We start from the raw sequence: 18590 nt of genomic DNA, 5'->3' as shown, positions 1-18590 counted from the left end.
CTTACTGTCCTGCGCCTGGCGTACGAACGGCGTCACTTCGCCAATCTTTCACGGGATGCCACCCCAGATGGGCGATCCAAAAATATGCGACCCGTCACGATCTGATCACGTTAAGCCTGTGTATTAGGCTCCACGGCTCGATCCTCACTCTGCTGGCCGCTAACATTGACGATATGTTGTCACACTTCATCTAGCTAACGTTCCACCTCATCCCTCCGCATTCCCCCAGCAAAGGTTCTTATGCATTCGGTCGTTGTCGTCGGTTCCTTCAATATCGATCATGTTTGGCGCTGCGACACTTTGCCCACATCTGGTGCAACAATTGCCGGCCGCTATAGTCGTGGTCCCGGAGGCAAGGGATTCAACCAAGCTGTGGCTGCTTGCCGTGCTGGCGCGCGTACCCATTTTATATGTGCGCTTGGTAATGATACTGACGGCAACATGGCGCGCGATCTTGCCGCAAAAGACGGCTTCACACTCATCGCCGAATCCAGTACCGAACCTACCGGCACCGGAGGCATTTATGTTGATAGTCACGGCCACAACACCATCGTGACTGGTGCTGGTGCCAACGCCGCGCTAAGCACTGGCTTCATCGCAGAACAACGTACCCTGATCACCACAGCATGGGTCGTGTTGGCGCAACTAGAATCACCCGTAGAAACACTCGAAGCTGCACTCAGCATGGCGCGCGAAGCCGGCCGCTTGACCGTACTCAATGCTGCGCCTGCTAATGCAACAGCCACGATCAACCTGCTCAAATTGGCCGACGTGCTCACACTGAACGAAACGGAATTCGTCGCCTTACTCAGCCGTCACGTCGGTGAACGGATCAGTGTTAACGATGTCGCCACGACCGATGGGAACACATTGCACGCACTGTGCCGCAAATTACTGTCCGGCAGTACAGTTGTCATTACATTGGGCTCAGTTGGCGTATTCGTTTCCCACTCGGAAGAAAACCTGCGCGGCGACACTCAGCCCTACTATCGCGTGGGTGCCGAACATGCCCACACCGTAGACACGACCGGTGCGGGCGACGCCTTTAGTGGCGCTTTGGCCGCATCGCTGGCACGGCAGCCAAACACAGCGTTCATGCAACACGTACGCCTCGCCAATAGCTATGCGGCACGCTCGACCGAAAGAGAAGGCGGAGCCTTATCGATGCCAAGGCTAACCACTACCTCAGACTGAACACGGCCATGACAAATTTAGAGCCTTGGATCAGGGTTGCAAAATAAAGCAATGTAGGTCACTGGTAATCGTGCGTCATCACGGATCAGTCGCTGAAAACACGTGATCCATCGGAAGTAATCATCAACCAACAACATGACAGCACTATTTTTCAGTGGGATACGTTGGGTCGCCTGCGGTTCCGCTCCCTTCCTTATGTCACTTCAGTCCATGAAAACGGCTTTCACCTAATGGTCCATGATGTGCTTGCACTCACTGCGCCAATGAACACACCTGGATACGCCCCTGCTCACAGAGCGTCATGAGCTGCATGACCAGAAAGAACCGCACCTGTGCATTGCATGTGCTTCTTGCATCTTTGCTTGCGTATGTCGCTATCACAACCATTCCATGCACCCTACGCGCACTTGGATTGCAACCTCCAGGCATCCAGAAGATCGCTATAGCAGGCTGACCTTGAGTTACCAGGACAACAGACAGGATCTAGTATCGCGTGCATGTCGTGGCTTAAAAGTCAGCCGCCAATATGAGGACTTCTGGCAAACGGTCTCTCAAATGGAATGTCAGTGAACAGCAGACTCAGGCAACGCCGGCTGGCACTATCACACAATGTGTTGAACATGATCCGCAACGTCTCCATACACTGCGAAGCCTACGCATCCATCATTACCAAGCAGGGACACAACGCAAGCCCACACTCCATCGGACATGTTGCTCGGAGACGGACAGCCGGAGATCATCTGCGCTTACCCGACTGACTGACTCAAAACCCATCACACCGGTTAAGAGATCGCATCTTGATGACACCAATACCGTTGCCGTGACACATAGACGGCAACGGAAAAACCTGCATCACATGCCACAAAACTACGTTGAGTACGATTAGAAAAAAAAGCGACCAGAAACATCACTATTCAACCTAATCGTATTAGTACTATTCAAAATCAACAATCGGATCAGAGTAATGCCGAGTACGAAAGCACAAGGGGGTATTGATCATCCCAGGAATCGACACAGATACCTATAAAGGTGCGCTGAACCACACCACCTTATACACGTTGCACAAAATAGATTTCCTGAGTATTCGACACACACCATCATCAGAAGCACTATTGTTTTGAATTGGCATATATAGCGAAAGAGAACCTATAACGAGCACTCTGCTCCCTCGCCAGGGGTTTTTATCGATACATGGCCATCACAATGACTTCAATGTCTACGCCAACGCGCGCTAACCGTCGAAAAACCCAATGACGCTTGCATCTTTCTCGTTAATTGATAAGCGTTCCTTGAGTAACCAATAAATCCTTAAAAAGGCAGTGAAAATACATTAAACCGTTGTTACTGAGTCTTCAGAATCTTATCCGAGATAGTCACTTGCAGGCATTGCTCCATGTTCCTCAAAACGATGTGTTCGACCCCTGATACGAGGAGTTGCCCGACTGCTTTGGAACGCATGCGGCTCACCGTGCCCCACTAAGCGCACCACACATACACGATGCTTGATCCGGCTATCGTCAGGTTGTATCGACACAGCACCCAGTAAAGCGGACACCACTGTCGATTAGATACAAACACAAAGCATAGAGTCACCATCTTCACACACCATAAGCGAAGTGTCAGGTAATTCCATCCAATGCATACCAGGACAGGCGCCTGAGGTAAAAGGTATTAAGGCTTTGGCGCTGACGATTCCAATCAATCCAACCAGCGAGATACAGCAACAACGCACTCAGATAACCTATATGAGCTTATGCCTCTTAATAAAGTGCCGCGCCTGATCAGCAATTCATTCACCGTATACAGCACTATCATCACTGGTCATAGCAAGGCTACGTGTCTTTTCTTAAAGATTATCAAATTGGCAATTGCTGTCTTTCAGCCAATTTAATTTAAACAGCCTAAATACTTGTCAGCACACTGATGAACGTAATCAGTAGGAATCATACCAAGCACGCAGCCAAACGTAATACCGCGTAATACAGCTTTCGCGTTTAGCTCACAGAACAATCAGCGATCAAAGCCTCCATCAAGTTCTTAAACCATCCGGAATGATGTCCACGGATCCTCTCCACAACGTCGTTTATCCCAGACACGCCCTGCAGCAATATTAAAGTCAAATCCCTATTTCACCCGATTAGGAATCAGCGCCTAAAGGAATTCTTCAAGCACAACTTATTTCAGCAACGACTACTTCGATGTTCAAAGGAAGCGCATGACTATCCGCTTTGGGGCGACATGCGACTTAACTCCAATCCAATTCATAGACTCACATCATATACAGAGAAACAGTCGTACAACTCAGTTTTAAAGAAACCCCTGGATTCGCTCACGTGACAACAGCAAGCGAATCCAGGAGAAGTCGAATTCTGATGAATAAATGCGCTTCACAAGATACTTAACGTGCAAGCGACCGATACAGACTCAACGCATGCCACTGGCACCGCTGTTTTCAGCAGTCAACGGAATCAAATGTATTTCGACACGCCGGTTCTTACTACGCCCAGCTTCGGTACTGTTATCGGCAATCGGAAAGCGTTTTCCCATACCGGAGGTTTCCATACGCTCACGCTGCACACCTTGTCCCGTCAGGTAATTAGCAACCGCGCCAGCACGATCCTCAGACAAGCGTTGATTCACCGCATCACTGCCAATGCTATCGGTATAACCAACCACCTCAATCATAGTCTGGTTATACTCGCGCAACGTCGAAGCGACATTTTTAAGCGCGCCATAAAATTGCGGCTTGAGTGTAGCCTTACCGAAATCGAAAGTAATGCCGTCCGGCAAATTCAGAGTGATCTTGTCGCCGTCACGCTTGACATCAATCCCAGTATTGGCAGTGCGCTCACGCAGAGCACGTTCTTGGCGATCCTGGTAATTACCAATCGCCGCACCCGCCAGTGCACCGATGCCAACACCGAGCATCGCGCGCTGTCTCCGCTTGGTGGCACTGTGACCACTCAGCAAACCGGCAGCCGCACCAATGGCCGCACCAATGGCCGCACCCCGCCCGGTCCGGTTCTGCTGCTCGGTGGGATTACCAGACTGGTCACTCTGTACATAAGACCCACCTGTCGCGCAGGCCGACAGAACCAGTGCCGCAACCAGTACTGTGCAAGTGGGCTTGAGGGCAGTTCGCATCATCGTCATTCTCCTTTCGCCGGCACATCCGGCTGACCAAAGTTAGGATAAACACAGGGGTACATCGACTGGATGATGGAAACATGAACAACAACCAGACCACAGCAATGATATCAGGCATGTAACCACAGGATTACACTCATGCTTGAGTAAAGTGGTTGATGTGCAGCGCAGCGCAGCCCTCATTCGGCATACTGACCCACTGTACGTACTGCCGCACAATGCCCTGCGATACCAGTGCAGGATATGGGATACAACAAGCCCACAAGCTAACCTATGAATGTATACAACAGCAGCACGCAACCGGATGCCTGACTTCGTATTGCCAGACATCACAACAAGGGTACGATGCTCACCGGGTGGTTCAAGGCGCTTCAATGTTCGCCCGTATCATGCCACCAGCACCATGTTCTATTCCGTCATCGAAGACAATTGCACTCTTAAGCTAATGCGTGACGGAGAGTCCCGCAAAGATACACGTACCAAAATACGCCGACTTAGCTCAATGGGCCTGAAGTAACACCGTACTACTACTCAAATGTACCGATTGAGTCGTGAGCCAAATTATCGAAGCGGGTGTACTCGCCAAAGAACTTCAATTTGCACGAACCTGTCGGGCCACTGCGATGCTTGCCAATGATGATTTCTGCCAAGCCTTTATCCGGTGAATCCTTGTTGTAATACTCATCTCGGTAGATAAAAACAATCATGTCTGCATCCTGCTCAATCGCACCGGATTCACGCAGATCAGCCATCATGGGATGCTTATCAGTTCGCGTCTCTAGAGAACGGTTAAGCTGTGACAGCGCGATGACTGGCACATTCAACTCCTTAGCCAATCCCTTGAGCGAGCGGGAAATTTCCGAGATCTCGGTCGCACGATTCTCATTGTTTCCAGGGACAGACATCAACTGCAGGTAATCGACCACCACTAAACTAAGATCGTGCTCGCGTTTCAAACGACGGCACTTGGAACGCAATACTTCTGGGGACACACCCGGGGTATCGTCGATGAAAATCTTAGTCTCCTTCAACATCTTGATCGCACCGGTCACACGTGCCCAATCTTCGTCCTCGAGCTGGCCAGTGCGCAGACGCTGTGCATTAATACGGCCATTGGAAGAAATTAAGCGCATTGCCAACTGTGCGGCAGACATTTCCATTGAAAACACCGCGACCGTCTTTTTCGATTTGATCGCAATGTACTCGGCAATGTTCAACGCAAAAGTCGTTTTTCCCATCGCCGGACGCGCCGCCAAGACAATCAAATCAGTGGGCTGTAAACCCGCGCTCATTGCATCGAAATCGTTATATCCGGTAGGCAAACCAGTCACGTTGCTACCGTTCTCGAAGCGATCGCGCAACTGCTCGAAAGCATCCTTCAGTGCACCCGGCATGGCCACAAAATCAATACGGCCACGCGCACCAGTCTCGGCAATTCCGAACACCGATTTTTCAGCCTCGGCAAGTAATTCGATACTTTCGCGGCCCTCTGGCTGGAAACCATCGTTAACGATCTTGGTTCCAACCTCAATCAACTGACGCAACACGGCCTTATCGCGAACGATCTCAGCATAGGCACCAATGTTAGCGGCCGAAGGTGTGGTGCTCGCTAGCTCAATCAGGTAAGCACCATGACCAACAACCTCAAGCATGCATTGCGACTCAAACCATTCCCCAAGAGTGACTACATCGAACGGCCGCGCCTTCCTGGCCAGATCGCAGATCGCACGGTAAATCATGCGGTGATCACGGCGGTAAAAATCGTTCTCGGTCAACTGATCATTGATCTTGTCTAACGCCTCCGGCGCCAACATCAGTCCACCCAATACGGCTTGCTCAGCCTCAACCGAGTGAGGCGGCACACGCAGCGGATCAACACGCAGCGCTTCGCGGTCGTCAAGCTCACGGTGATGAGTGGAATGGAAGCCGGGACGAGCAGACATGAAACAATGGCCTAGTACAGTGCGATAAGGCATGGAAGCATAGTCAGTGCTGCGCCAACGGCCAAGGTACAAGCCTGTGGATAAGCCTGGGACAGTGAGTGCATAACGCTCCAAGGTGTCACAGACTCATTCGATGAAAACATGCCGCTCCAGAAACCGTGACGTGTGCCTACGACAACCATCAGACAAAACCGCTTGCCACTGCATCTCATTGTGGCACCGCGATACCACCTCATCCCATGTGTCCAATGCCAAACCCAACTGAGTCAAACAAGGTACCTTGCAACCCACTATCCACAATACTTACAGCGCAATCACGAATATCAGGTCACTGCCACTTCATTCAGAACCATGAAGAAATCCAAATATCGCTGCAATGATTGCCCACTCCACGTTCAATCAGTGCACATATAATGATCAACGCCGCTCGTCCAGCAAGCGATAGAGAGACCTGCATGACTGTCTGTCATCATGCTTTTCACGCCGAACGGGTTTTGTATATTCCTCAAGGCGCTTCTGCAACCTTCTGCGCTACGCCCATATCAGCGGACATTTCAATGCCTTCGGAAATGAACGCTGCACGATGATCTTCTCGCATCTGGACCATGCCATCCGTTTCCGTGGACTTGATATTGCCCCATTGATCCAACAGTAAGAAAACCGCCTTCCGGCGGCGACGCAACGTATTACACCATCATGGTTGCCGAGCCAACCAAGACATCGCTTCCTTAAAAGTGCCACTGCAACCTAATATCAACATTGCGCTCAACACAAAGTTCACATTCAAGCAACACCCACTGGACGAGGACAAAAGAAACTCAACAAATCACTCAACCGACACATCACCTCACCACAAAGCAACAAGCAATCTTCACCACATGTGGAAACGATCGTCCAGGAAGTTCTCACGTTGAAAGAACACCGTATCGTTTACACCACCACTGCATTTACCAGTGCGGTCAAAATGAAAGCCATCGACAATGTGCGCGGGCAACGACGCTGACCAAAGTGGAGTTGCTCGCAGTGTGTCGATGACACTACCGAGGATCCTGGTGTATTGAAATGACACCGAGAACACATCGCCAGACTCCCATGCGACATCGCATGCCCGGATACGTTTGCAGGCAAAGTAGGGCGACAGTCACCCGTGCTCAAAAGGCCAAGACACACAGATCACGCAAACGCAAGCAGCGCTGACAGCACAGCTCACTGCAATCACCACCAAGCTCAATGGAGCGCAAATGGCGTATCAACTTTATCTGAAGGCGCTGAGAGACTGAAATGCCAAACATGCAGGACCGATGCGTTCACCGGATGCGTCAGAGACCTTCAAAGGATTGTAAGTGCGGATTGCCAAAATAAACCCGTTACCTGCTGAACCGAAATGGTTTTGGAGAAAGTGCAAACACATCGCAGGTGAATTCTTTGACTTCCTAGAAATACAACGCCGCACTTGCAACATACTTTCCAAACCGATACAGGTTCTAATCCACACTCACCACTTCATCCAGCAAGACGACACTCTACAATTTCACCCAGTGCCAGACAGCGTGGTGGATGCATGCACCGCCCATCTATTGAGCCTGATCAAACAGAACACCACCAAATGCTGCAACCAAGATGAAAACATCCATACAGTGCATGGACTGAGTGGAAGGTTCGACATCAACAAGTACAAAGACTCGCTTGCCTTCCTTGAGTCACGCCATGACATACGGCTGGTAACAGCCAGAAAAAAACGCACCTATGCAATAGAAATCACCGTGTTGCTCAAAAAGGACAAGAATGTCCATGAATGCTATGACGTGTTATTCGACATATCTTATTGAGAACCGCGGTATGCAATGCTGTTCCAGAACATCTCTATCGAACCGCTGTACTGCGACGCCCTGCTGCCAATCTCCCAGCTGCGCACCGATAAGAACACATCTCCCATCCTCCTGGATCAGCCCAAAGAAAATCTGGGCCGTGGAACTGTCATTCATCTGCTCGTGCCCGTGATCCATAAAGCCAAGAAAGAAGCACAGGAAACTTATGATGGTTACCCTCAACCTCAATGTGGCCGTCGTACGCAATGGCGAGCAGATGATCCTGACTTACGTTGAGCGCAATGCAGGCTAAAAAATCACCTATACCGCTGGTACTTTTGAAACCCCGCATATCCACATCCACGTGATCAACCTATTGAAAGGCTACACAACATACCTGCAACAAGCGCTCCATGAAATATCAATGAGCGAGGAGGGCACCGCATCTGATCTTGCAGAGCTCTTACAACCTGTGCCGCCGCCCTGCTTGGTAACCCGTATGTATACGCCCAACCACAGCACAATCCCTCACATGGCACTGAGTACTGCCCCGGCATCCGACACTGACGACCCAAGCCGATTGAATGTTGTCGATTGGTCAAAGGCACGTTTCCTGTCGTGTGCCACTCCATGACGTATGGCGCACGACTGGATACAGACGATGCTAAAAGGAAAGAGCGCCACAGGTTTTCATGTGTAATGTCTGGAATGAACTTGCATGCTCAATCATCTCCGGCCCGGTCGCATCGTGACGATGACAGAGTTCGATCAACCCATCATTCAGCAACGTACGCTCATACGAGCACAATGATGATGTGCACTAACAGTGACACGGTTCGACCATTCGATCATCCAATCACGCACGTACACAGGAACACCTCAGCACATCGTGACGGTAACCCAATGCGATGATCTTGCTGCTCGGAGTGGGATCTACAAAAGAGTGTTGGGCCATTTTGGACAATGGATCCAGCTTGACACCCGCTGGCTGAATCACAGACCGGCACCACCAGCGTTGCCGGACACATGGTAGTGACGTACTTCGGCAGTATCAATGGACGATAACCATTCCGAACGCTGCTCGCAAAATAAAGAAAAAGTGCCCGGTCACGTACCGGGCACTCATGATGTAACAGGACAACGATAGCAGTGCCGTCCTTTTTGCGTCACCGAGGTATTGAACCATCAATACCAAGGCCGGATTCCTCGTCCATGATCAACATGATTTCTAAGTGAGGACTCTCCATCGGGCTTGCCGGATGGCTGCATCACCAAGAATCCGTTAGATCAACACACTGCATATTGTAGATGCCCTTTCATCTAAAGCAGCATTGCAATCGATCAGCTAACGTTGTTTGTCAAACTCGCTGCGAATCTTAATTAAGCACGGTTCCACAGTGAGCAGATGCTCGATAATGTCAACAGATGAGGCTGCGTTGGCAATGTCGATCACAGTAACGCTTTGACTACCACGCTTCTTGAAGGCGGCAAGCGCTGTATAAGCATTCTTTAATGGGATGACGGGATCCTTAGAAGAACCACACAGCAGCGTCGGAGCCACCGGAGCCCAATTCAGCAGATCGTTACGTGCCAAATCCACACGGAATGGATTTTTCACGTTTTTGAGGAAGTCACTATAAAACCCTGCTTGGAAATAATCCCCAAGCTTATCGATACTTGGGACGATATCGCTTCTCAGAAGACCAACCAAGCCTAGCTTACCAGGATAAAACTGTTCCACCTGATCCGCATATGGCTCCTTGAACACTTGGATAGTATCGGCGTAGATATTTCCTCCGTAAGTACGATTCATGCCGATGATGGTGTAGGTGGCCAGCAAAGGAGCCAAAGGATTTTCACCCACACTATTACGGCCTTTCCAACTGTCAATGAACAATTGACTGATCGAATATGGGCCTGAAATATACCCAGCGGCACTTAATTGAAATTCGTCTGACAGTTCCAGGTTCGTCTCAATCTCACGCTGAGTAGCCAATCCAGCGTGCCCGCCTTGCGAAAACCCAGACAGCATGAGCTTTCCGGATAGTGGTGTCTTCAAACGATGCAGGAGTTGACGGGACGCACGCATCACATCGATCAGGGCAGAGGCTTCTGAGACCGCGTGCAAATGAGGATGGAATTTATAATTAGATCCACCTAATCCAACATAATCAGTGCTAGCAACCATATACCCTTGAGCCGCAAGACGGGTGACCAACGGATAATCACCTTTTGAGTCGACGATATCGTTGGCCTGTTTGGATGTCCGCCGTGGGGTTGTTTGCCGACCCCAACCAATTAAAGGATAAGGCCCCGTACAACTTGTACCGCTCGTTGTACCGCTAGGGATGAGCAGCACTCCCGACGCCGTGGTTGGTTCGCCGTTCACACCAATCGTTCTATAAGCCAACTCGACAACCCGGACATCGCATTTGGGTTGTTGAGAAGGTTCCTCTCCGGCAAGAAAGTCAGCAATCTGCTTCTGCGTGTAGAAGGCCCGGAATTTCCTATCGATTAATACACCACGTTGAGGCGCCGCATCTGCTGCAACTTGAAAAAAAACACTGGCCAAGACAATAGAGACCAGCATATAAAATATCTGCTTTTTTTTCGATAACAGAAACATAATTAATGCTCTCCTTAGTGTGTATTGAGTGCGTTCTTGAGGAATTAAAATCGGGTTTTTCAGCTCTTTTTATGTTTCATTAGGATAAGCACTATCTTTAGCAACAAAGTAAGATGGCTCTCTCAAAACTAAAGAATTGATAAAAAATTTCGCAGTAGAAATTAAAAAATGATGTAAATAACGAGATCAAAAATACTTAAACCATGATCTAAATCACTATCCAACATCCACGTTGGATCAGCCCCTTTTTGACTGTTGAAATATCATTACCACAGATGCCTCATAATGTATTTCATTAAAAATTATTTCTGGCAATCTTGTTTCGTTACGAACAGAGTAAAGAAAATGAAAATGCAGTTAAACTGCAAGGCTCTGCTTAATGAGTCGTTAATAGAACTAAATCAGAAAATATATTAAAAAAATAACAATAAAACATATTTAAAACAGATCGCAAAACACAGAAAAAGTGCCCGGTCACATACCGGGCACCCATGATGTCACAGGACAACCATAGCAACGTCGTCCTTCTTGCATTACCGAAATATTCAACCTTCAATAGGCTGGATCGATTGATTGACCATAGCGCTCATCATCAACACATCTTAGGGTGATCCTCACATTACTTTGGATGTCTCATGATCAGTCAGTCACAGATCAAGGCACCGCATACTGAACATTTATCTCGATACGTTGCGATTGATGGACTAACGTTGCTTATCCAGCAACTGATGGCGAACCGCAACCATACAAGGTTCTTCACTGGCCAAATGTGCCAGCGCACCGTTGTCTTCACGTTTACCGCTGCCAACATCGATCATAGACACCTGGTAACTGCCACGCTTCTCGAAGGATGCAATTGCCGAAACTGCGTTCTTCAACGGTACGGCAGAATCGTTATCAGAACCGCACAGCACTGTCAGAGTACGCGGTGTCCAATTCAGCAGATCGTTACGTCCCAGATCGAAACGGAATGCATTTTTCCGGTTATTTAGGAAGTCTTTATAGAATTCGGGTTGGAGATACTCTTTGATCTGCTCGACCCCGGGCAAATCATCGCCTAAGAAAAGCTCAGTCGTGCTTTTCTTACCGGGGAACAATGGCTCAACCCTGCCCGACCAAGGCTTCTGGAAAATCTGCGTGGTATCTGAGTAGATGTTTTGGTAAGTACGCTGCATAGCAATGATTGCGTAAGTGCCAAATAGGATAGCGAAATCGTTTACACCCACGTCGTTTTTGCCACTCCAACTGTCACGAAAAGTTTGACTGAGCGCGTAAGGGCCAGAGATCGGCGCGCTGGCGACAAGCCGGAATTCATTTGACAGATGCGCTTCAATCTCACGTTGGGTCGCCATGGCAGTATGACCACCTTTCGAAAAGCCAGATACCATCACTTTATCCGACATTGGCGTATTTAAATGCTGCAATACAGTACGAGCAGCACGCATCGCATCGATCAAGTCAGATGCTGCTGAGTTCGCATGCAGATATGGAGCAAAGGAGTAAGGAGATTGACCCAATCCAAGACCATCGCTGCTGACGACCGCGTAGCCCTGACTCGCCAAACGCGTGACCAATGGATCGTCGCCCTTGACATCACGAATGTCCTTGGCCTGTTCGGATTTGCGCACTGTCTCGGTCGCACGCCCCCAGGCGAGCAGAGGATAAGGACCAGGACAATCTGGCCCCCCTGGGACGAGCAACACCGCTGATGCCTTGGTTGGTTCGCCGACTACGCCAATCGTTGTATAAGTCACCTCGGCCACCCGGACGTCACATTTGGGTGACTCGGACGGTGGTTCATCAGAACGGAGCAGAGCAGCGATCTGGGGCCGCGTATAGCTAGCGAGGACATTGCTTTTGAGCAATGTCCCGCGTAGAGGCCAAGCAGCGGCGACAGTGGGGAGAAGAGCGCAGGCAAAAATAAGAAAAGCCAGCGCTTGAAGCACCGATTTGCGTTCAGAATTAAATATCATGGTAGTGACCTCTTCACTTTAAAATCTGTCTTGTGTTGGATGGGAGGACTTGAAACATGAGGCTTACATGCGTTGATGCTTTATAAACAGGGGTCAGTATGAACACACTTCTAAATCGCATAAGTAAGCAAACTCTCTCAGAACAAACATTTCATGGAATTCATTGCGGAACTGGTCAATGACATACTCAGTGCGTATGTGATGGGATGGAATTAAAAAATAGGGATGCAATCGGTGAGTGAGTATTGATGCCCGTCACCTTCAGCACCTATGTATTGCCGGGTACACCGATCTCGCCGCATCTACTGCACAGTGCACTTTGATCTGATCATTGCGTCCGCTATGTTCGATGCGTGATGGCAAGTGCACCATTGCTCCAAGCGCAAGCCTCACCGAGCCGCACACATGGACAGCATGAGATTCAAAATCAGGCGGTGCGCGATCCTGCTTGCACGACGATTGCTTCTGTCTAACCGTATCAAGGTGATGCAATTCGGATGATGCCATTTCCGTTGCAAACACAATGGCGCCCTCAATCCCTTTGAGAGACCTGGTGGAGTCGCGTTTCCAAGCAAACGTCCTGGACATCGTCCAGTATTGCCAACAGCTTGCTTCGTGAACTGACACGATCCAGAAACACGGTGTCACATGTTGATGTTCCTATACCCGGATGATCCATATACGGATCATCCGAAAACCTGCGATAGACGCAATAGGAACGTCACCAGCCACTCTGTCACGACACCTCACCGACACCGGGCTGCATCGCATGCATCTGGGTGCCAATCAGACTTGAATTGGCACGCCCGATAGCCTGCGCTATCTTTCCGCATCATCAAGGAAGCAAACCACAAAGCAACTTTTGTTCTTGACCACTCCAATGAGGTCAGCAACACCACGCAAAACCTGCAATTCCGTGCAACCTGCGTCAGGGCATATCTAAAGTCGCCTTGGTGACCATCATGCCTCGCTCTGTAATGAAGAATATGGAGGATAGATCTATGGCTGTGAGTGAGTGCGAACTGCAACACACAAAAACGTGCACGGATGCGTGACACAAAGCAGGTCTTGCTGTTTTCAGTGGGGATGATTGCCGCAACGCGTGTGTCGTGATGGTTTGAACGCGGGGGTTCAACATCACTTTCCTTGCCATCTGAATGAAGGGCTACCCGGAACCCCGGCTAACAACGCAGACATGGATACTGAACGAGATCGTTTCCCAGGAGGCAACGTTCCGGAAAACTGGATATCCGCCAACGCAACACCTCCAGAGGTTTAGTTCGTAGCACAACGCAAGCCACATAGATCAAAAGGATGTAAACGCCATCCTCAAGACAAGCATTCAGCAAGCTGTTGAGCTCTGGCAGCCATTCGTCTTCCTCAGTGACGTCCCATACAAAGATCATCCATTTTGTGACCAACATCTTCTGGACATCGGCTTACGATCCGATGTTATCTTTACTTGCTTCCAGGGTGGTGCAGAAGTCACGGCAGGAAACAGCAAGCAGAGGTACCGCTTGGTTGCGAACCACCCCGTGTAGGCTGGTCTAGGCTCACTTTCAATGTGCATCAGCCTTCGAGCACGTCAATAGAGCAGTGCCTGCTTTACATCTGATCGTGCTTCATTGCATTTTTCTCATGCAAATCGACGATCAATGCATTGACGCCTCGCAGATTGCCCCGCTGGTTCCAGCTCAATCTATCCGGATTGGTGAGCCGCAGATGTGGCAGGCGTTCAAACAGTGCGCTCAGTGCACATTCCAGCTCAATCAGTGCAAGCCGATATCCAAGACAATGATGAATGCCGGCACTGAATGCTTGTGAGCGTCCCTGTTTGCGACTGATGTCTAGATGCTCCGGATCGGTGAATTGCGCCGGATCACGGTTGGCAGCACCAAGCATCAAAATGACCATCGTGCCACGCGGCACCACTTCGCCTTCAACCTCCACATCTTCCAGCGCCGCGCGGATCGTGAATTGCACCGACCCGTCGTAACGTAAGCATTCCAGCACTGCTTGCGGTATCAGCGCCAGATCACTCTTGAGCAGTGCAAGTTGCTTGGGATGATGATGCAATGCGATCAGCGCATTGCCAATCATGTTGGAGGTCGTTTCGTAGCCGGCCAGCAATAACATAATCACATTGGACACGATTTCATCATGTGTCAGTTTCTGACCGTCTTCTTCGGCACGCAGCAACATGGAAATCAGGTCAGTCCCAGGCTGCATCCGACGTGCCTCGATTAATTTCGTGAAGTACTGTGCTAGTTCTTCGTAGGCAGCGTTCGTTTGCACCAATTCATCGGCCGACATCGGTGCGGGATCCAACACCTTGGCGATCTTGCTGATCCCCAGGCCCAGTCCGATGGAGTCACCGATATCCACATCCATCATCCTGCAAATGATCCGCATGGGAAGGGGAAAGGAAAATTCGGTCACAAGATCGACCGATTGCTTCTGCTCGAACTGATCGATCAAGCGGTGCGCCGTATCGGTCGCAAGGGCACGCATCGATTCACTTTCCCGTCCACTGAATGCCTGCATCACCAAGCCGCGCAGATGCGTATGCATGGGCGGATTGATCATCAGGAACATCCGCTTGAATCCCTGGAACAGGGGCATATCAGGGGCATCGTCTCCATACCTCAGGCGGACACTTTCCATGTAGTTTTTGCCCATCTTCCGGTTGTGCAGCAAGGCATCAACGATGTTGTAGCGTCCCGTGATCAGTGCATTCGGTCCGATACGCACGAAAGGTCCCTGCGTGCGCAGGGTTTCATACAGGGGATAGGGATTCTCTAAGAACGCAGGGGTGGACAGATCGGCGAGTTTCACGAGGTCAGGTGTGGGGGAGGGGGACTTGCATTATGGAGTTCCAAATGAGGCATGCGTGTTGCGCAAGATCTGGAATATGAAATTTGGGATGGGAGACAGGGTTTACAAAATTAAGCTTTGTGACGTTACTTCGTTGGGTCTATATCCAAACGACTGTTGTCTGCAAACCATCACCCTGTTTTGGTCGTTTGCTATGCAGGAGGCAGAGAGTGCTACGGCGTTAATGGTCTGATGCCGCAATGATGTGTCATTTTTCGACGTGATTCTCAGGATGGCCATGAGTGTTTATGCAGGTGCGCAGACATAGCGCTGTTACGCTGTCAGGAAGAATGAGGGGTGCAATGCTGGTGTTATCAGACACTATTTGGAGAATGATCCAGGGATCGATCATCGCAGTCAGCGTCGCCCCATTGAGGATCTAGCAGGTTCACGCCGTGGGACGATGCTGCTTTGACACCCCTGATGTGGGGACATATCAACTCGTTATGAGGGAGGATCTTCACATGAAGACCTGCTGTGACCAAGTAGGGTGCTGGTGAAACGATGTTGAGTCTATCCTGATGACCAAGTTGCTTTGCTTAGCCTGCTGTCAGTGTGTTGGGACATCACTCCCATCCTGGCGTACCAGGGGGGTGTTAACACGCATGGTGCCTAGGCGGTGTCCCTGAGGCAGTGGGCGTATGGAAATTGCAGCCGCCTCAATTTTTACAGGTCGAAAACTGTCTGTTGAGGCAATGTGGCAACGTCAGTTTGAGGCGTCTGTAGGTGTTCGACACTATCCTGTATGTCGCTGAGTGTGGTTAAAAATGGTGTAGCTTGGGTCACTGGCACACTGACCGGATGGGCGAAACCGGGCGTGCTGGATCGAGCCTTCGAGCAATTCCAGCAAGTGCAGGTCGTGCAGATCGAGAACCAGACGGTGTTGTTTGGACAGCATTTGTTGTGAAGATGCGTCCGCATGGTACTGGTGCGTCCCCAAAACGGTTCGCCGACTATCGGCACATCCGGTGGTGGGTGGAATACGAGGCAGTACTTGCTTAGCGGTGGATACGCGCACGTTCATGGCCTTCTCTCTATCGCCTGGACAAGCGCGTGATGCGCCGAAGGTCACCAGTGTTTCAAGTGTCCGGGCCGCCGAATTGTGCTTTGCACATGCGCATGGAGCATGCCTATACAGGCACCAAGCCTGCCTGCTGGCGTTTGACTTGTGCTGCATCCCCGTCGTGCCATCGCTGCGCACCCGCATCAATCCTAATCCTTGAGCATATGATCGCAAGATGTGCAAGATCTGTTCTGGATGCCAGAAGTTCGGTGTCATGTGCATCGCCTTCAGTCTGCTTGGCTCTGATGACGGATGGTGTGCGGTCGTGTTAACCGGGTTTGGATGGCTGGCTTGTCAGCGAGAGGAGGTTGTGTTGGAGCATCAACAGGCCCTGTTTGGTGGAGTGGTTGGGTGAGTTGACGGTGAAAGGGAGTGGCTTGATGGTGTGTTCAGATGTTGAAGCGGCTGTGGTACGCCGTCAGTGCAGCGACTGGATTCTTTGCATAATAGATTCCGCTGATGACTGCGAGCAGGTCTGCGCCTGCCTCAATGATAGGAGCAATATTCTCTGGTGTCAGGCCGCCGATGGCCACGCGTGGTACACCTAGATGGGTGGTTTGGTGTAGCAGTTCCAGGGTGGCGCGGTACGGGGTGACTTTGGTATGACTCGGATAGAACGCACCGAAACCTACGTAGCTAGCACCGGCTTTTACTGCTTGCTGCGCACGTTCAAGTTGGTTGTAGCAGGAGACGCCTATGATCGCGTGTGGTCCGAGCCGTGCGCGTGCCACGGTGGGATGATCGTCATGCATACCCAGATGCACGCCATCTGCGCCGATCGTTTGCGCCAGTTCTACGTCGTCGTTGATGAGCAGTGGCACACCGGCTGGACGGCATAGTGCTAGCAGCGCCTGTGCTTGCTCCGCGCGTAATGCGGTGTTAGCTCGTTTGTTGCGGTATTGCAGCCAAACGATGCTGCTCAGCAAGGGTGCGGTGTGCGCTAGAAGCCGTGCAGTATCGATTTCATCGGGAGTAATCAGGTAGATGCCGCGAGGTTGGGACATGAGGAGCTTCCGAAGTAGAGGACGGGGTGTGACAATGCCACTGGTCCCATCAATCAGTATGTTCTTGGAATTATTCGATGAGCGAGCCTTCCACAATGACGTGGCGTACCTGGGTGTGTACCGTTTGCGGTTTTCTGTACCGTGAAGAGGAGGGGTTGCCGGAGGAAGGGATCGCCGCCGGAACGCGATGGGAAGATGTGTCTGAAGACTGGGTTTGCCCTTATTGCGGTATTGGTAAAGCTGATTTCGAGATGATGATGGTTGAGTGAGACGTTATCTCAGGATTTTGTTGCAGAAACGATACATGTTCAGCAGCTAACAGAAAATCATTGACTGCAGCTATGTGGGCGCCTGGTGTTTGTTCGGTTCTGCTCCCGTTAGTGTAACTGCGCCATCAGCGTAAATAATTTTTATGATGTTTTTGGTGGCTTTCATTGCATGTCAATGACTGATGCCCTGATTGCAGGTTTGTTTGTGTTGATGAGAAGGCAAGTAATTGTTTGTGATAGTGGTCTTGTATCGCGACTGAGCTTGGGGTGCTGGTGCCATTGGTTTGCTTTGTTTTAATCGAATGAATATATGGAGTTTCAGCTTCGATAGCACGTTGGTGAGTAGGATATTTCATCGTTCGGTGTACTCCGGATAAGGGGGGATGGGAGATTGGTTGTGTACCCGTGTTCGAGCGGGTGCTGCTAGGCGGTGTGTGTGTTTTCTTTATGTGGCGGCAGTATTCAGTTGGTGGTTCATTGCGGCTGTGTTTGATCCTGCAGTATGACGGGCGTACTTAAGGGGTCAGTCCAGGTGAGATTGTCAGTAAGCGTTTTGGCAAGTTGTGGTGTTGTATCGCATTGCGAACACACACGTGGTGATCGATAGTGTCCTTGAAAGTGACTTGCCAAACCGCATCTGTTGGATGTTGCCGGTAGATACCCGGTCCCTTTCTTAACGGAGGCTTTTC

14 protein-coding genes are annotated in these 18590 nt (G+C 50.3%); 6 read left to right on the top strand and 8 right to left on the bottom strand.

Annotated elements, in window-relative coordinates; translation table 11 throughout:
- Positions 1-240: 240 nt before the first annotated feature.
- Complete coding sequence (locus tag PLS229_RS09640; protein WP_038270529.1) at positions 241-1194, top strand: ribokinase; 954 nt, start codon at positions 241-243, stop codon at positions 1192-1194.
- A gap of 2424 nt (positions 1195-3618) precedes the next feature.
- Here the strand turns inward: PLS229_RS09640 and PLS229_RS09635 are convergent.
- The 3 genes from PLS229_RS09635 to PLS229_RS09625 all read right to left on the bottom strand — a co-directional run bounded on the left by PLS229_RS09635 (position 3619) and on the right by PLS229_RS09625 (position 6966).
- Positions 3619-4341 carry a YiaD family glycine zipper/OmpA-like lipoprotein gene (locus tag PLS229_RS09635; RefSeq protein ID WP_051482259.1) on the bottom strand — a complete coding sequence of 241 codons (723 nt, stop codon included), beginning with the start codon at positions 4339-4341 and terminating at the stop codon, positions 3619-3621.
- A 527-nt stretch (positions 4342-4868) separates the two neighbouring features.
- On the bottom strand, positions 4869-6284 hold the full coding sequence (locus PLS229_RS09630; protein WP_038270576.1) for a replicative DNA helicase: 1416 nt from the start codon (positions 6282-6284) through the stop codon (positions 4869-4871).
- Between the two features lie 505 nt (positions 6285-6789).
- Positions 6790-6966: a hypothetical protein gene (locus PLS229_RS09625; RefSeq protein WP_160165133.1), complete on the bottom strand. Its 177-nt coding sequence runs from the start codon at positions 6964-6966 to the stop codon at positions 6790-6792.
- 661 nt (positions 6967-7627) lie between these two features.
- On the opposite strand from PLS229_RS09625, the gene PLS229_RS09620 reads away from it, so the two are divergent.
- Positions 7628-8113 (top strand): hypothetical protein, encoded by a 486-nt coding sequence (locus PLS229_RS09620; RefSeq protein ID WP_038270530.1) that lies wholly within the window; start codon positions 7628-7630, stop codon positions 8111-8113.
- Between the two features lie 15 nt (positions 8114-8128).
- Positions 8129-8389 (top strand): hypothetical protein, encoded by a 261-nt coding sequence (locus tag PLS229_RS09615; RefSeq protein WP_038270531.1) that lies wholly within the window; start codon positions 8129-8131, stop codon positions 8387-8389.
- A gap of 1048 nt (positions 8390-9437) precedes the next feature.
- Here PLS229_RS09615 and PLS229_RS09610 read toward each other — a convergent pair.
- From PLS229_RS09610 to PLS229_RS09600, 3 genes are all read right to left on the bottom strand, one after another.
- Positions 9438-10682, bottom strand: coding sequence for an alpha/beta hydrolase (locus tag PLS229_RS09610; RefSeq protein ID WP_114867225.1), 1245 nt, complete (start codon positions 10680-10682; stop codon positions 9438-9440).
- Between the two features lie 740 nt (positions 10683-11422).
- Positions 11423-12688 (bottom strand): alpha/beta hydrolase, encoded by a 1266-nt coding sequence (locus tag PLS229_RS09605; RefSeq protein ID WP_425511089.1) that lies wholly within the window; start codon positions 12686-12688, stop codon positions 11423-11425.
- 1608 nt (positions 12689-14296) lie between these two features.
- Complete coding sequence (locus PLS229_RS09600; RefSeq protein ID WP_038270535.1) at positions 14297-15526, bottom strand: cytochrome P450; 1230 nt, start codon at positions 15524-15526, stop codon at positions 14297-14299.
- A gap of 784 nt (positions 15527-16310) precedes the next feature.
- Here PLS229_RS09600 and PLS229_RS09595 point away from each other — a divergent pair.
- Entirely contained in the window at positions 16311-16472 is a 162-nt protein-coding gene (locus PLS229_RS09595; RefSeq protein ID WP_160165135.1) for a hypothetical protein, read from the top strand.
- Positions 16473-16842: 370 nt separating this feature from the next.
- Positions 16843-16983 carry a hypothetical protein gene (locus PLS229_RS09590; RefSeq protein WP_171898058.1) on the top strand — a complete coding sequence of 47 codons (141 nt, stop codon included), beginning with the start codon at positions 16843-16845 and terminating at the stop codon, positions 16981-16983.
- A gap of 34 nt (positions 16984-17017) precedes the next feature.
- Here the strand turns inward: PLS229_RS09590 and thiE are convergent, their stop codons facing one another.
- On the bottom strand, positions 17018-17632 hold the full coding sequence (gene thiE / locus PLS229_RS09585; RefSeq protein WP_038270537.1) for a thiamine phosphate synthase: 615 nt from the start codon (positions 17630-17632) through the stop codon (positions 17018-17020).
- 77 nt (positions 17633-17709) lie between these two features.
- Between thiE and PLS229_RS09580 the strand changes: the two genes are divergently transcribed.
- Positions 17710-17901: a rubredoxin gene (locus PLS229_RS09580; RefSeq protein WP_038270538.1), complete on the top strand. Its 192-nt coding sequence runs from the start codon at positions 17710-17712 to the stop codon at positions 17899-17901.
- Between the two features lie 125 nt (positions 17902-18026).
- On the opposite strand, the gene PLS229_RS09575 is transcribed toward PLS229_RS09580, so the two are convergent.
- Positions 18027-18257, bottom strand: coding sequence for a hypothetical protein (locus PLS229_RS09575; RefSeq protein WP_152536580.1), 231 nt, complete (start codon positions 18255-18257; stop codon positions 18027-18029).
- Between the last annotated feature and the right edge of the window lie 333 nt (positions 18258-18590).

The sequence above is a fragment of the Xylella taiwanensis genome (assembly GCF_013177435.1).
Taxonomy (GTDB): Bacteria; Pseudomonadota; Gammaproteobacteria; order Xanthomonadales; family Xanthomonadaceae; genus Xylella; species Xylella taiwanensis.
This window is presented reverse-complemented; position numbering and strand designations above follow the sequence as displayed.

Excerpts from the sequence above, each read along its gene's own strand:
- PLS229_RS09640 (WP_038270529.1), top strand. The coding sequence starts at position 241 with ATGCATTCGGTCGTTGTCGTCGGTTCCTTCAATATCGATCATGTTTGG.
- PLS229_RS09635 (WP_051482259.1), bottom strand. The coding sequence starts at position 4,341 with ATGATGCGAACTGCCCTCAAGCCCACTTGCACAGTACTGGTTGCGGCA.
- PLS229_RS09630 (WP_038270576.1), bottom strand. The coding sequence starts at position 6,284 with ATGTCTGCTCGTCCCGGCTTCCATTCCACTCATCACCGTGAGCTTGAC.
- PLS229_RS09615 (WP_038270531.1), top strand. The coding sequence starts at position 8,129 with ATGCTGTTCCAGAACATCTCTATCGAACCGCTGTACTGCGACGCCCTG.
- PLS229_RS09610 (WP_114867225.1), bottom strand. The coding sequence starts at position 10,682 with ATGCTGGTCTCTATTGTCTTGGCCAGTGTTTTTTTTCAAGTTGCAGCA.
- PLS229_RS09595 (WP_160165135.1), top strand. The coding sequence starts at position 16,311 with ATGTCGCTGAGTGTGGTTAAAAATGGTGTAGCTTGGGTCACTGGCACA.
- PLS229_RS09590 (WP_171898058.1), top strand. The coding sequence starts at position 16,843 with ATGTGCATCGCCTTCAGTCTGCTTGGCTCTGATGACGGATGGTGTGCG.
- thiE (WP_038270537.1), bottom strand. The coding sequence starts at position 17,632 with ATGTCCCAACCTCGCGGCATCTACCTGATTACTCCCGATGAAATCGAT.
- PLS229_RS09580 (WP_038270538.1), top strand. The coding sequence starts at position 17,710 with ATGAGCGAGCCTTCCACAATGACGTGGCGTACCTGGGTGTGTACCGTT.
- PLS229_RS09575 (WP_152536580.1), bottom strand. The coding sequence starts at position 18,257 with ATGAAATATCCTACTCACCAACGTGCTATCGAAGCTGAAACTCCATAT.